The following is a 13,906-nucleotide window of genomic DNA, read 5'->3' as shown; positions in this document are numbered from 1 at the left end:
AGGAATCCAGTGCACATCAGAACGTTCGTCGCCGCGGCCGTCGGCCTCGGGCTCGTCACGCTGTCCGCGTGCGGCTCCTCGTCCGACGACACCGGGTCGGGCGGCTCCAAAACCGTCACGCTCGTCAGCCACGGCTCCTTCGCCTACTCCAAGGACGTGCTGAAGGCGTTCGAGAAGGAGTCCGGGTACAAGGTCAAGGTCCTCAAGAGCGGGGACGCGGGGCAGGCCGTCAACCAGGCCATCCTCACCAAGGACAACCCGCAGGGCGACGTCTTCTTCGGCGTGGACAACACGCTGCTCTCCCGCGCGCTCGACAACGGCCTCTTCCAGCCGTACGAGGCGAAGGGACTCGACAAGGTCGGTGCCGCCTACCAGCTGGACAAGGCCGAGCACCGGGTGACGCCCATCGACTCCGGTGACATCTGCGTCAACTACGACAAGGCGTACTTCAGCGAGAAGAAGATCGAGCCGCCGACGTCGTTCGACGATCTGATCAAGCCCGAGTACAAGGATCTCCTCGTCACCGAGAACGCCTCCACCTCCTCGCCCGGGCTCGGCTTCGTCCTCGGTACGGCCGCCCGGTACGGGGACGACGGCTGGGAGGGCTACTGGGAGAAGCTCAAGGCCAACGGCGTGAAGGTCGTCGACGGCTGGGAGCAGGCGTACTACCAGGAGTTCTCCGGGTCGACGGACGGCAGGAAGGCCGGCGGCGACCGGCCGCTCGTGGTGTCGTACGCGTCCTCGCCGCCCGCCGAGGTCGTCTACGCCGACCCGCGGCCGAAGACCGCGCCGACCGGGGTCGCCGAGGGCACCTGCTTCCGGCAGATCGAGTTCGCGGGGCTGCTGAGCAACGCGAAGAATGCCGAGGGCGGCAAGGCGCTGATCGACTTCCTGATCTCGAAGAGGTTCCAGGAGGACATGCCGCTCAACATGTTCGTGTACCCGGTGGTCGAAGGCGCCTCCGTACCCGCCGAGTTCACCGAGTACGGACCCGCGGCGAAGGACCCCGAGACCATGGCGCCGAAGAAGATCGCCGAGAACCGTGACCAGTGGGTCAAGTCGTGGACCTCGCTCGTACTGAAGTAGCGAAGACGTCGGCCGGGACCGCGCCGCGCGGCCCCCGTCGGTCGGGGAGCGCGGCGCGGCTCGGGCTCATGGTGCTGCCGGTCGCGTTCTTCGGGGTGTTCTTCGCCCATCCCGTCGCCGCGATCGTCGTCCGGGGGCTGAAGGACGGCGGGACCTGGGACCTCGGGCGGATCGGGGAGGTGCTGGGGGACTCCGGCATCCGGCACGTGCTGTGGTTCACCACCTGGCAGGCGTTCGTCTCGACCGCGCTCACGCTGCTGATCGCGCTCCCCGGCGCGTATGTGTTCGCACGCTTCGATTTCCGGGGCAAGGACCTGCTGCGGGCGGTCGTGACCGTGCCGTTCGTGCTGCCGACCGTGGTCGTCGGCACGGCCTTCCTGGCCCTGGTGGGGCGCGGCGGGCTGCTCGACGAGCTGTGGGGCGTACGGCTGGACACCACGGTATGGGCCATCCTCCTCGCGCATGTGTTCTTCAACTACGCGGTGGTCGTACGGACCGTGGGCGGGCTGTGGGCGCAGCTCGACCCCCGGCAGGAGGAGGCCGCGCGGATGCTCGGGGCGTCGCCCCTGGCCGCCTGGCGGAAGGTGACGCTCCCGGCGCTCGCGCCCGCCGTCGCCGCAGCCGCCCTGATGGTCTTCCTCTTCACCTTCACCTCGTTCGGGGTGGTGCAGATCCTCGGCGGGCCGACCTTCTCGACGCTGGAGGTGGAGATCTACCGGCAGACCTCGGAGATCTTCGACCTGTCGGCGGCCGCCGTGCTGACGCTCGTGCAGTTCGTCGCCGTCGGGCTGATCCTCGCCGTGCACGCGTGGACCGTACGGCGGCGGGAGACCGCGCTGCGACTGGTGGACGCCTCGCTGACGGCCCGGCGGCCGCGCGGAGCCGGGCAGTGGGCACTGCTGGGCGGGGTGCTCGTCACCGTCGTCGTGCTGATCCTGCTGCCGTTGAGCGTGCTGGTGCAGAGGTCGCTCGACGCGCCCGGATTCGGCTACTACAAGGCGCTGACCAGCGACGACAGCGGGATCTTCCTGGTGGCGCCGATCGAGGCGGTCGGCAACTCGCTCCTGTACGCGCTCGCCGCGACCGGCATCGCCCTGCTGGTCGGCGGGCTCGCCGCCGCCGCGCTCACCCTCCCCGGCTCCCGGCGGCGTCCGCACGGGGGGACCCCCACGGCCGGCCGCCTCGTCCGGGGCTTCGACGCGCTGCTCATGCTGCCGCTCGGGGTGTCCGCGGTGACCGTCGGCTTCGGGTTCCTGATCGCGCTGGACGAGCCGCCGCTGGACCTGCGGTCGTCGTGGATCCTCGTGCCGCTCGCCCAGGCCCTGGTGGGCGTCCCCTTCGTCGTACGGACCATGCTGCCCGTGCTGCGGGCGGTGGACGAACGGCTGCGGGAGGCGGCGGCCGTGCTCGGGGCCTCGCCCTGGCGGGTGTGGCGCGAGGTCGACCTGCCGCTGGTGCGGCGGGCACTGCTGATCGCGGCCGGCTTCGCCTTCGCCGTCTCGCTCGGGGAGTTCGGGGCGACCGTGTTCATCGCACGCGCCGACAACCCCACGCTCCCGGTGGCCGTGGCACGGCTGCTCGGCCGTCCCGGTGACCTCAACTACGGCCAGGCGATGGCCCTTTCGACGATTCTGATGGTGGTGTGCGCGGTGGCCCTGCTGGTGCTGGAGCGCCTGCGTACCGATCGCACGGGGGAGTTCTGATGTTGCTCGGGCTTGAGAGCGCGACCGTACGGTTCGACGGGCGGCCCGTGCTCGACGCGGTCGATCTGGAGGTCGCCGAGCACGAGATCGTGTGTGTGCTGGGGCCCAGCGGCAGTGGCAAGTCGACGCTGCTGCGGGTGGTCGCCGGGCTGCAACCGCTCGACGGCGGGCGGGTGCTGCTGGCGGGGAACGACCAGGCGGGTGTGCCCGCGCACAAGCGCGGTGTCGGTCTGATGTTCCAGGACCATCAGCTCTTCCCGCAGCGGGACGTCGCCGGGAACGTCGCCTTCGGTCCCCGGATGCATGGCGCGGCGAAGGGTGAACGGGCGCTACGGGTGCGGGAGTTGCTGGAGCTGGTCGGGCTGCCCGGAGCGGCCCGGCGGCCGGTCGGGGAGCTGTCCGGCGGTGAGCAGCAGCGGGTCGCGCTGGCCCGGGCCCTCGCCCCGCACCCCCGGCTGCTGATGCTCGACGAGCCTCTCGGCCAGCTGGACCGCTCGCTGCGGGAGCGGTTGGTCGTCGAACTGCGGCAGCTGTTCGCGGAGTTGGGCACGACCGTGCTGGCGGTCACGCACGACCAGGGTGAGGCGTTCGCGCTGGCCGACCGGGTCGTGGTGATGCGGGACGGCCGGATCGCCCAGTCCGGCACACCTCTCGACGTGTGGCAGCGGCCGGCCGACGAGTTCGTGGCCCGTTTTCTCGGCTTCGACAACGTGGTCGAGGCGACCGTGACCGGGGCGGCCGCGGACACGGCGTGGGGCAAGGTACCGGTGCCGGAGGGCTCGCCGCAGGGGGCGTGCGCGCTGCTCGTGCGGCCCGCCGGGGTGCGTCTGGTCGACGCGGCGGACGGACTGCGCTGCACCGTCGCCGCGCGCACCTTCCGGGGCACCCATGTCGCCGTGCACCTCCAGCCCGAGGGCGCGCCGCGTCTGGAGGCGGCGTGCGCGCTGCGGGACGCGCCGGAGCCCGGGGAGCGGGTGGGCGTGAGCTTCGACTCGGCCGAGATCGTCGTGCTGGGGGCCGGTCCGGCCGCGTAGGCAGGCGCCGTGGCGATGCGTGGGAGAACGAGCGTGTGGCCCGTGCCCCTCCGGGAGGGACACGGGCCACAGCCCTGACAAGCGCCTGATCAGCGTGTGGAGGCCCCACGCCGCCGCATGCTGTAGTACACGGCGCCGGCGCCGAGGACGACCAGGGCCGCCGCGGCACCGGCGATCGGGCCGGTGTTCGCGTCGCTGCCGGTCTCGGCGAGGTTGGACTCGCCGCCGGTCTCGGTGAGGCTGGAGTCGCCCTCGGGGGAGGGGGCGTTGTTGTCGTTCGAGTCGACGGGGGTGGTGCCCTCGGACGCGGACGGCGTGGGGGACGTCCTGGTCTCGGAGGGCTCGTCCTCGCCCTTGCCGTTGCCCTTGTCCTCACCCTTGCCCTTGCCGTCCGAGGGCTTCTCCGGGCCCTTGGAGGCGGCCGGCGGGGTGTCCGCCTTGGTCCCGCAGGCCTTGGCGGGGGCGATCAGGTTCGGCTCGATGTCGTCGTCGACGTAGTTCTCCGCCGTGACGTGGACGCGGTACTCGGCCTTCGGCTCCCAGTCCTCCTCGAAGGTGATGGTGACACCGTCGGCGGTGGAGTCCGTGATCGTCTTGCTGCCGACCTGACGCAGGTCGGCCCCGTTGTTCTCCAGATAGACGGTGACCTCGGCCTCGACGCCCAGGGGGTCCACGTCGGTCACGCGGATGACGCCCTTGTCACCGTCGCACGCGGCGACGGCGGAGAAGTCCTTGATGCTGCAGGCCATGGCGTTGCCCGCGGCGCCGAACACGAGTGCGGCGGACACGACGGCAACACCGACATAGCGCGAAGTCCGCGCGGTACGGAGAGATATGGACACTTTTGCCCTTCACGGGAAGCACGGGGGAGTGGGGGTGACGGAGGGCCGCCGGAGGGGCGGCTTCCCCATGTGCCTCACAGGTTTATAAGCGCGCTGTAAGGACTGTCAATCCGAAGAACTGTTTGAGCGGCCCGCTGTGCCCGCTGACCGGCCCTCCGCGGGGTTGACGCGGGGTCAAAGACCCATGCGCATCTCACCCCCCGAGACGCGCCAGTGCCTCCGGAGCCTCCTCGATCCGGTCCACCAGCGCGATCCGGGCCTCCATCGAGCGCCCCTGGGCCAGCGACCGGAGCAGCGGCCAGGCCGGCAGCCTCTCGGTCCAGTGGGCGCGGTCGACGAGGACCATGGGGGTCGGTTCGCCACGCGACTCGTAGTAGTTGGGGGTCGCGTTGTCGAAGATCTCCTGGAGGGTTCCGGCGGCGCCCGGAAGGAAGACTATGCCGCTGTTCGAGCGGGCGAGGAGGCCGTCCTCCCGGGTGGCGTTGGCGAAGTACTTGGCGATGTGCGAGGCGAACGGGTTCGGCGGCTCGTGGCCGTAGAACCAGGTGGGGATGCCGACGGAGGTGCCGCCCCTCGGCCAGTGGGCGCGCACCTCGAAGGCGGCGCTCGCCCACTCGGTGATCGAGGGCGTGAACTTCGGTGCCTTCGCCAGGAGTCGCAGCGACTCGGCGAGCATCCCGTCGTCGTACGGGGCCGCGTAGGCGCCCAGGTTCGCCGCCTCCATGGCGCCCGGACCGCCGCCGGTGGCGACGGTGAGACCCGAGCGGGCCAGGGTGCGGCCGAGGCGGGCGGCGCCCTCGTACGCCTCGGTGCCGCGGGCCATCGCGTGGCCGCCCATCACGCCCACCACCCGGGCGCCGGAGAGGAGTTCGTCGAGGGCGTCCGAGACGGAGTCGTCGTGGACGGCGCGCAGCAGGGAGGCGTAGACGTCCCGGTCGGCCTTGGTCCGCTGGAACCAGGCGTACGCGAGGGCGTCGGGTGTCGTCTCGTAGCCGCCGTCCGCCAGGGACGCGAAGAGTTCGTCGGGGGAGTAGAGCAGGCCGCGGTACGGGTCGAAGGGCAGGCCGGGGACGGGCGGGAAGACCAGGGCGCCGTCCGTGCGGATCTTCGCCGCGGCCTCCTCGCGCATCGGGCAGCCGAGGAAGACGGCTCCGGCCGTGGCGGTGGTGAGCAGTTCGCGCGTACGGTCCGTCAGGTCGACGGCCTGGACCCGGAATCCGCGGAGGGTGGCACGTGCCGAGACGATCGCGTCGAACTCCTCGATCGTCTCGATCTCGTGGTCGTCGTGGTGGGCCGCGTGGGCGGGCATCGTCTGCACCCGCCCATGCTAGGGCGCTCCGGCGGGCAGGGACCTGCCCCTACGGGGGTGGGGGCGACCGCGTGTGAACGGCCGTGGGTGGGCGGGTGGTCGCTCACGCCGTGCCCCGCGCCCCTTGCGGCGCGGCTGCCTCAGCCCTCGATCGCGGCCGGGTCCATCCAGACGACCTCCCAGGTGTGGCCGTCGAGGTCGTCGAAGGCGCGGCCGTACATGAAGTCCATCTCCTGGACCTTCTCCGACGCGGTGCCGCCGGCCGCGACCGCCTTCTCGACCAGCTCGTCCACCTTCGCGCGGCTCTCGGCGCTCAGACAGAGCATCACCTCGCTGGTCCTGGTGGCGTCCGCGATCTCCTTCTTGGTGAAGGACGAGTAGAACGGCTTGGTGAGCAGCATCGCCACGATGGTGTCGCTGATCACGACGGAGGCCGCGTTCTCGTCGCTGAACTGGGGGTTGAGCGTGTACCCCAGCTCCGTGAAGAACTTCTTCGAGGCGTCGAGGTCGTTCACGGGCAGGTTGATGAAGATCATCTGCTGGTACATGGCGAGGTCTCTTCCGTCCGTTGCGGTCCGTTCGGTTCCGGTCCGTTCGAAGGGGTAGACCGGGGTGCCCCGCGGAACTCATCGGTGCGCGCGAACTTTTTCGTACGCGCTTTCAGGCTGCCAGCGGGAGCGCGGCCAGCTGGGCGACCGTCCAGGTCAGAGGGCCGAACACGGCGAGCAGGGCTCCCGCGCGGAGCAGGGCCGCCTGCCGGGGCAGGGCGCTGGACGCCCCCAGCCGCACCAGCGCGGCCGTGGTGTCCGCGCGCGCCCTCCGGGCCTCCACGGCGGCCGTCGCGAGGGTGAGCACGGCGCAGCCGGCCACCACGAGCGCACCCAGCGTGGTGAGCGGGCCGACCGTGGGGCGCACACCGGAGGACAGCGTCACCATGGCGTACGCCCCGGAGGCCACCGCGCAGACCACCCCGAGCGGGCGCCCGATGCGCCGGGCCTCTTCCTGGAGCACGCGCCCGGACAGCAGGCGCAGCGCGCCGGGGCGGGCGGACTGGAGCAGGCGCCCGGTGAGGTGGGCGAGCCCCGGTCCGATGAGCACCAGCCCCAGGGCGGTGAGCAGCCAGCCGCCGAGGACCCCGGCCGGGCTGTCCGCGAAGCCGCCGGGGAGGGAGAGGCCGGAGCCGTCGTGGGACTGTCCCGCGTAAGTCTCGACGGCGAGGCCGACGGCGAGCACGGTGATGCCCCAGGGGAGGCCGCCGGGGGCGGAGCGCGGAGCCGTCGGTCCCGGCGGCTCGTGGGCGGCCGAGGGGGCGTCGACCGTGTCGTCGGGCTCCTCCTCGTACCGGGTGGCGCCCGCCGGGGACGCGGCGCGTCGGCCGACGGCGAAGGTGTCGTACGCCATGAAGCGCGTCCGGAGGCCGGCGGGCCGGGGTCCGGTGTTCGCGGGGCGCAGGACGAGGGCGGTCGCGACGGAGGCGGCGGCGGGTACCAGGGCGAGGAGGGTGAGGGCGGCCGGGAGGGGCAGGGGGCGGTCGGCGGCGAGGACGTCGGCGGCGGCGCCGTCGAAGGGCATGCCGGTGAGGTCGCCGCGCAGATGGAGGAAGAACAGCAGGGCCAGGAGCGAGCCGAGGACGGTGGACAGGGCCGTCGTGACCGCCGAGACGGCCATCAGCCGGCCGGGGCCCAGGCCGACCGCGGACAGGCCGGGGCGGGGCCGGGTGCCGGGGTCGGTGCGGGCCACCGTCACCGCGAAGTACACGGTCGCGGCGGCGGGCGCGACGCACCAGGCCAGCCGCAGCACCGAGCCGGCCGGGGCGTGCGGGTGGGCCATGGCGTGCCCGAGCGCGCACAGCAGCAGAAATCCCGTACCCCCGGCGGCCGCGGCGACCAGGAGCCGGCGGAGCTGGACGACGGGGTGGGCCCGGCGGGCTAGGCGGAGAGCGAGCACGCGGCCCGGCCTTCCCCGTCGGCGGCGGCCCGGTACCCGGCGGTCCCGACGTCCGGGGCCTCCCCTTCGCCCGAGGGCTCGTCTCCCCGCCGGGCGACGGCCTCGTCGCCCCCGTCGACGGTGGACCGCCCGGGGCCGGCGGGCGAGCGGCCTCCTCGCCCGGCGGCGGACCCCCCTTCCGCCACCACGGTGGGCCGGGGATCCCGCGCGGCGGCCGGTGGGTGGCCGCCCGCGGTCGTCGAGGCCGGAGGCAGCTGGAGGGTCTGCACCCGGCGGCCGTCCAGCAGGGTCAGCGTGCGGTCCGCGAGGGACGCGATCGCGGGGTCGTGGGTGGCGAGGACGACGGTGATGTCGTGCGAGCGGGCGGCGGTGGTGAGGGTGCGCAGGACGTGGGCGTGTTCGGCGCGGTGCAGCGCGGCGGTCGGCTCGTCCGCGAAGAGCACCGTGGGGGCGGCGACCAGGGCCCGGGCCACGACCACCCGCTGGCGCTCGGACTGCAGGAGGGCGTGGGGCCGCTTGCGGGCCGTGTCGCGGATGTCGAGGCGCTCCAGCCACTCCAGGGCGGCGGCCTTGGCGGCCCGGCGCCCGGTGCCGCGCAGCATCAGCGGCAGGGCGGTGTTCTCCCAGGCGTTCAGCTCAGGAACGAGGACCGGCTCGGGGTCGATCCAGCCGAAGCGGTCGAGGCGCAGGCGTTCCCGGGCGAGCGGGCCCATGGTGTGCACGGGAACGCTGTTGAACCACACCTCCCCCCGCTGCGCCCGCAGCTGGCCGGACAGGCACCGCAGGAGCGTGGTCTTTCCGCTGCCGCGCGGGCCGGTGACGGCGAGGATCTCGCCCTCCCGGACGCCCAGCGACACGCCTTGCAGGGCGGGCGAGCCGTCGTGCGCGTAGGTCAGACCACGTGCCCAGAGCACGTCGTTGTCCGGCGGGGCCACCATGGGCGTACACCTCGGTTCGGATCAGGATTGCCGGGGGAGCCCCCCGTCCGGGGGAACGAAGGCAGGGCCGATCGGTTACAGGGGCACGCTAGGGAGTCAGGGCGGCGGGGGCCGGACAGCACACGGCCCGGGACACCCCCATCTCACTCGGATGGGGGTGTCCCGGGCCGTTCGCGGGCGTGTGGCGGCGCGGGCCGTGCGCACCGGTTCGGCGGCGGGCCGCACCTGTCGGCGGTGCCCGCCCGGACCTAGAGCAGGGTCCACGCCTCCGTCAGCGTCGCACGCAGGATCTGCTCGATCTCGTCGAAGGTCGACTGGTCGGAGATCAGCGGCGGCGCGAGCTGGACGACCGGGTCGCCGCGGTCGTCGGCTCGGCAGTAGAGGCCGTTCTCGAACAGCTTCTTCGACAGGAAGCCGTAGAGGATCCGCTCGGTCTCGTCCTCGTCGAAGCTCTCCTTCGTCGCCTTGTCCTTGACCAGCTCGATCCCGTAGAAGAAGCCGTTGCCGCGGACGTCGCCGACGATCGGCAGGTCGTACAGCTTCTCCAGCGTGGACCGGAACGCGTCCTCGTTGTCGAGGACGTGCTGGTTGATGCCCTCGCGCTCGAACAGGTCGAGGTTGGCCACGCCGACGGCCGCGGAGACCGGGTGGCCGCCGAAGGTGTAGCCGTGCAGGAAGGTGTTGTCGCCCTTGTAGAAGGGTTCGGCTATGCGGTCCGAGACGATGCAGGCGCCGATCGGCGAGTAGCCCGAGGTCATGCCCTTGGCGCAGGTGATCATGTCCGGGACGTAGCCGAACTTGTCGCAGGCGAACATCGTGCCGAGCCGGCCGAAGGCACAGATGACCTCGTCCGACACCAGCAGCACGTCGTACTGGTCGCAGATCTCGCGGACCCGCCGGAAGTAGCCGGGCGGCGGCGGGAAGCAGCCGCCGGCGTTCTGCACCGGCTCCAGGAAGACCGCCGCGACCGTTTCCGGGCCCTCGAAGAGGATCTGCTGCTCGATCTGGTCGGCGGCCCAGCGGCCGAAGGCCTCCGGGTCGTCGCCGAAGAGCGGGGCCCGGTAGATGTTGGTGTTGGGGACCTTGTGCGCGCCCGGCACCAGCGGCTCGAAGGGGGCCTTCAGGGCCGGCAGACCGGTGATGGACAGGGCGCCCTGCGGAGTGCCGTGATAGGCCACGGCACGCGAGATGACCTTGTACTTGGTCGGCTTGCCCGTGAGCTTGAAGTACTGCTTGGCGAGCTTCCAGGCGGTCTCGACCGCCTCGCCGCCGCCGGTGGTGAAGAAGACCTTGTTCAGGTCGCCGGGCGCGTGATGGGCGATCCGCTCCGCCAGTTCGACGGCCTTCGGGTGGGCGTAGGACCACACCGGGAAGAAGGCCAGCTCCTGCGCCTGCTTGAACGCGGTCTCCGCCAGTTCGGTGCGGCCGTGGCCCGCCTGGACGACGAAGAGACCCGCGAGACCGTCGAGGTACCGCCTGCCCTTGTCGTCGTAGATGTACGTGCCCTCGCCCCGGACGATGGTCGGCACCGGGGAGTTCTCGTACGAGGACATGCGGGTGAAATGCATCCACAGGTGGTCGTACGCGGTCTGGCTGAGATCCTTGGGGCTCACGGGTATCGCGTCCTCACGGTTATCGGGTTCCCCACATGTAGGTCTGCTTCTTGAGCTTGAGGTAGACGAAGCTCTCCGTCGACCGCACGCCGGGCAGGGTCCGGATGCGCTTGTTGATGACTTCCAGGAGGTGGTCGTCGTCCTCGCAGACGACCTCCGCCATCAGGTCGAAGGAGCCGGCGGTGATCACGATGTACTCGACCTCCGACATGGCTGTCAGCGCGTCCGCCACGGGATCCAGGTCGCCGTCGACGTTGATGCCGAGCATGGCCTGCCGCCGGAAGCCCACGGTGAGCGGGTCCGTGACGGCGACGATCTGCATCACGCCCTGGTCGAGCAGCTTCTGGACGCGCTGGCGCACGGCCGCCTCGGAGAGGCCGACGGCCTTGCCGATCGCGGCGTACGGCCGTCGGCCGTCCTCCTGCAGCTGCTCGACGATGGCGAGGGACACGGCGTCCAGCTGCGGAGTGCCGTTCCTGGGCTCCCTGGAGTCCTTCTGGTCTGAGCTTCGACTGGCCACGGGGTCACTGTGCACGACGTCTCGACAGTTCCGCAAGGCTGGATCGATGTAATTCGTTGTTTACGGGCCTGCAGCTTGCGGATTTCGCAGCAAGTGAGGTGTCGGGGGTGTTGAAAACGTGGGGCCGCCGATTAGGCTGGTGTCTCAAGGAATGGACACCCACATCTGGAGGGCCGGCAGTGAGCACCGAGCTGGGTCGACTGCGTAAGCTACGAAACTACGTCGACGGTGAGTTCCGTGACGCCGTCGACGGACGGACCACCGAGGTGGTCAACCCCGCGACGGGCGAGGCCTACGCGACCGCGCCCCTGTCCGGCCAGGCCGATGTCGACGCGGCGATGGCCGCCGCCGAGGCCGCGTTCCCGGCCTGGCGCGACACGACCCCGGCCGAGCGCCAGAAGGCCCTGCTGAAGATCGCCGACGCGTTCGAGGACCGGGCCGAGGAACTCATCGCGGCGGAGGTGGAGAACACGGGCAAGCCGATCGGGCTGACCCGCTCCGAGGAGATCCCGCCGATGGTGGACCAGATCCGCTTCTTCGCCGGCGCCGCGCGGATGCTGGAGGGCCGGTCGGCCGGCGAGTACATGGAGGGGATGACCTCCATCGTCCGCCGTGAGCCGGTCGGCGTCTGCGCCCAGGTCGCGCCGTGGAACTACCCGATGATGATGGCCGTGTGGAAATTCGCGCCGGCGATCGCCGCCGGCAACACGGTCGTGCTGAAGCCGTCGGACACGACGCCGGCCTCGACCGTCCTCATCGCGGAGATCATCGGGGCGATCCTGCCGAAGGGCGTCTTCAACGTGATCACGGGCGACCGTGACACCGGACGCCTGATGGTCGAGCACCCCGTCCCGGCGATGGCGTCCATCACCGGGTCCGTGCGGGCCGGCATGTCCGTCGCCGAGTCCGCGGCCAAGGACGTCAAGCGCGTCCACCTGGAGCTGGGCGGCAAGGCGCCGGTCGTCGTCTTCGCCGACACCGACATCGCCAAGGCCGTCGAGGACATCTCCGTGGCCGGCTTCTTCAACGCCGGGCAGGACTGTACGGCCGCCACGCGCGTGCTGGTGCAGGAGTCCATCCACGACGAGTTCGTGGCCGCGCTGGCCAAGGCCGCCGCCGAGACGAAGACCGGGCAGCCGGACGACGAGGACGTGCTGTTCGGCCCGCTCAACAACCCCAACCAGCTCAAGCAGGTCTCCGGGTTCATCGAGCGGCTCCCGGCCCACGCGAAGGTCGAGACCGGCGGTCAGCGGGTCGGCGACAAGGGGTACTTCTACGCACCGACCGTCGTCTCCGGGCTGCGACAGGACGACGAGATCATCCAGAACGAGGTCTTCGGGCCGGTCATCACGGTGCAGTCGTTCGCGGACGAGGCGCAGGCCGTCGGCTGGGCGAACGGTGTCGAGTACGCGCTCGCGTCGTCGGTGTGGACGAAGGACCACGCGCGCGCGATGCGGATGTCCAAGGCGCTGGACTTCGGCTGCGTGTGGATCAACACGCACATCCCGCTGGTCGCGGAGATGCCGCACGGCGGGTTCAAGAAGTCCGGGTACGGCAAGGACCTCTCGGGCTACGGGTTCGACGACTACACGCGGATCAAGCACGTGATGACGTCGCTGGGCTGAGGCCTGCCCCGACCGGCCGCGTCTCCGTCGCGGCCGGTCGTGCGCTCCCCGCCCTGTACGTGGCTGCGGCCCGTGGGGCGGGAACCGACCCGCGGTGGCATGCCGCTCGCAGGTACCGCCCGCGCGGCACCGGAGGCGATCTGCCGATCGGTCACCCCCGTCGCCGAGCGGGACGACGGCTGGATTCCGTCGCCGCATACGGGCGCACCTCTGCCGGCATTGCCGCCCGCGTACGCCCCGGAGCGGCCAGGTCGGCGCCGCGGATCTCCGCCCCTACGGTCGCCGGTGCCGGTGCCGGTGCCGGTGCCGGTCCTGGGCCGTAGCTCCGGAGCGCCGAGAAGGTGCTCGGTCGGCGCCGCTGCTTCCGAGGGTGTATTTCCGGTCACCGCGAGGCGAATCATCACGGGTAATTCATGGCGACGTTGTGGAGATAGTGCAATTGTCTGCCGCGTGGTGGCGCTTTATCAGCCTTTCGGAGTCGATCAGGACGCGACGGATCCACGGCAGAAGGGTTGCGGCGTATTCCGTCGTGCCGTAGTTACGTGAACCATGAACCTGTTCACCCGTGCTGCGTCCCTGCGCCGCCCGGCATCCCCCACGGCCTCGCAACTCCCCCACGAGTCGCAGGCGTTCCCTTCCACCGGCCCGTCCGCTCCCGGCCTGGCCATGCTGACCGGCGAATGGATGATCGACGCGGCGCACAGCCGTATCGGATTCTCCGTCCGGCACGCCCTGGTGACGACCGTGCGCGGGGCGTTCACCGAATATCAGAGCCGGCTCTACTTCGACGGTCGTGATCCCGCGCGGTCACGGGCCGAGATCGTGCTGTCCACCGCGTCCGTCGACACCGGAGTGCAACAACGCGACGGCCATCTCATGGGCCGCGACTTCCTGGACGCCGCGGCCTATCCGCGGATGCGTTTCGTGAGTACCGCCGTGCGCCCGGTGGGCAACGATGTCTACCGCATGGCCGGAGAACTCACGATCAAGAACGTCACCCGTCCCGTCGATCTCGAACTCACCTACATAGGGCACGTGATGGATCCGTTCGGCTACGAGCGGGTCGGTTTCGACGGGACGACCACCATCAACCGCTCCGAATGGGGCCTCACCTACAACCAGCGGCTCGCGGAGGGCGGTGCCATGGTGAGCGAGAAGGTGCGGCTGCAGTTCGACCTCGCCGTGATCCGCTCGATCCCCGGAGGCTGACGCCCTGTCGCGTTCTCGTGGGGGCCCGGCCGTTGCCGGGCCCCCATTTTTGAACACGTTCAAGGAGGGGCGTACGCTCC

The 13,906-nt window shown here is 71.2% G+C and carries 11 protein-coding genes and 1 pseudogene; 5 read left to right on the top strand and 7 right to left on the bottom strand.

Features of this window, described 5'->3' with window-relative positions; translation table 11 throughout:
- The first annotated feature begins 9 nt into the window (after positions 1-9).
- Genes ACWCRJ_RS31915 through ACWCRJ_RS31905 form a run of 3 tightly spaced genes read left to right on the top strand, consistent with a single transcriptional unit; the run spans position 10 to position 3,823 of the window.
- The gene (locus tag ACWCRJ_RS31915) at positions 10-1,086 is read left to right on the top strand and encodes a thiamine ABC transporter substrate-binding protein (RefSeq protein WP_450942562.1); all 1,077 of its coding nucleotides are present in this window, start codon (positions 10-12) and stop codon (positions 1,084-1,086) included.
- Positions 1,062-2,789: an ABC transporter permease gene (locus tag ACWCRJ_RS31910; protein WP_450942561.1), complete on the top strand. Its 1,728-nt coding sequence runs from the start codon at positions 1,062-1,064 to the stop codon at positions 2,787-2,789. The genes ACWCRJ_RS31915 and ACWCRJ_RS31910 overlap by 25 nt, the downstream gene beginning before the upstream one ends.
- Positions 2,789-3,823, top strand: a complete 1,035-nt coding sequence (locus tag ACWCRJ_RS31905) for an ABC transporter ATP-binding protein (RefSeq protein WP_450942560.1) — start codon at positions 2,789-2,791, stop codon at positions 3,821-3,823. Before ACWCRJ_RS31910 ends, ACWCRJ_RS31905 begins: the two co-directional genes overlap by 1 nt.
- Before the next feature lie 89 nt (positions 3,824-3,912).
- Here the strand turns inward: ACWCRJ_RS31905 and ACWCRJ_RS31900 are convergent, their stop codons facing one another.
- The 7 genes and pseudogenes from ACWCRJ_RS31900 to ACWCRJ_RS31870 form a co-directional block, all read right to left on the bottom strand.
- The gene (locus ACWCRJ_RS31900) at positions 3,913-4,665 is read right to left on the bottom strand and encodes an LAETG motif-containing sortase-dependent surface protein (RefSeq protein WP_450942559.1); all 753 of its coding nucleotides are present in this window, start codon (positions 4,663-4,665) and stop codon (positions 3,913-3,915) included.
- 193 nt (positions 4,666-4,858) lie between these two features.
- Positions 4,859-5,983: an LOG family protein gene (locus ACWCRJ_RS31895; protein ID WP_450942558.1), complete on the bottom strand. Its 1,125-nt coding sequence runs from the start codon at positions 5,981-5,983 to the stop codon at positions 4,859-4,861.
- Positions 5,984-6,114: 131 nt separating this feature from the next.
- Positions 6,115-6,522 carry a VOC family protein gene (locus ACWCRJ_RS31890; RefSeq protein WP_005479758.1) on the bottom strand — a complete coding sequence of 136 codons (408 nt, stop codon included), beginning with the start codon at positions 6,520-6,522 and terminating at the stop codon, positions 6,115-6,117.
- A gap of 112 nt (positions 6,523-6,634) precedes the next feature.
- Positions 6,635-7,921: a hypothetical protein gene (locus ACWCRJ_RS31885; protein WP_450942557.1), complete on the bottom strand. Its 1,287-nt coding sequence runs from the start codon at positions 7,919-7,921 to the stop codon at positions 6,635-6,637.
- Between the two features lie 227 nt (positions 7,922-8,148).
- A pseudogene (locus tag ACWCRJ_RS31880) lies at positions 8,149-8,859 on the bottom strand (ABC transporter ATP-binding protein); the annotation flags it as partial.
- A gap of 248 nt (positions 8,860-9,107) precedes the next feature.
- Positions 9,108-10,472, bottom strand: coding sequence for an aspartate aminotransferase family protein (locus ACWCRJ_RS31875; protein ID WP_450942556.1), 1,365 nt, complete (start codon positions 10,470-10,472; stop codon positions 9,108-9,110).
- A 19-nt stretch (positions 10,473-10,491) separates the two neighbouring features.
- Positions 10,492-11,007, bottom strand: a complete 516-nt coding sequence (locus ACWCRJ_RS31870) for an Lrp/AsnC family transcriptional regulator (RefSeq protein ID WP_078531442.1) — start codon at positions 11,005-11,007, stop codon at positions 10,492-10,494.
- A gap of 164 nt (positions 11,008-11,171) precedes the next feature.
- Between ACWCRJ_RS31870 and ACWCRJ_RS31865 the strand changes: the two genes are divergently transcribed.
- Positions 11,172-12,617, top strand: a complete 1,446-nt coding sequence (locus ACWCRJ_RS31865) for a gamma-aminobutyraldehyde dehydrogenase (protein ID WP_450942555.1) — start codon at positions 11,172-11,174, stop codon at positions 12,615-12,617.
- Positions 12,618-13,166: 549 nt separating this feature from the next.
- Complete coding sequence (locus tag ACWCRJ_RS31860) at positions 13,167-13,826, top strand: YceI family protein (RefSeq protein WP_450942554.1); 660 nt, start codon at positions 13,167-13,169, stop codon at positions 13,824-13,826.
- Positions 13,827-13,906 lie beyond the last annotated feature (80 nt).

It is taken from the genome of Streptomyces sp. NPDC002324 (assembly GCF_053593335.1).
This window is presented reverse-complemented; position numbering and strand designations above follow the sequence as displayed.

Excerpts from the sequence above, each read along its gene's own strand:
- ACWCRJ_RS31860 (WP_450942554.1), top strand. The coding sequence starts at position 13,167 with ATGAACCTGTTCACCCGTGCTGCGTCCCTGCGCCGCCCGGCATCCCCC.
- ACWCRJ_RS31905 (WP_450942560.1), top strand. The coding sequence starts at position 2,789 with ATGTTGCTCGGGCTTGAGAGCGCGACCGTACGGTTCGACGGGCGGCCC.
- ACWCRJ_RS31890 (WP_005479758.1), bottom strand. The coding sequence starts at position 6,522 with ATGTACCAGCAGATGATCTTCATCAACCTGCCCGTGAACGACCTCGAC.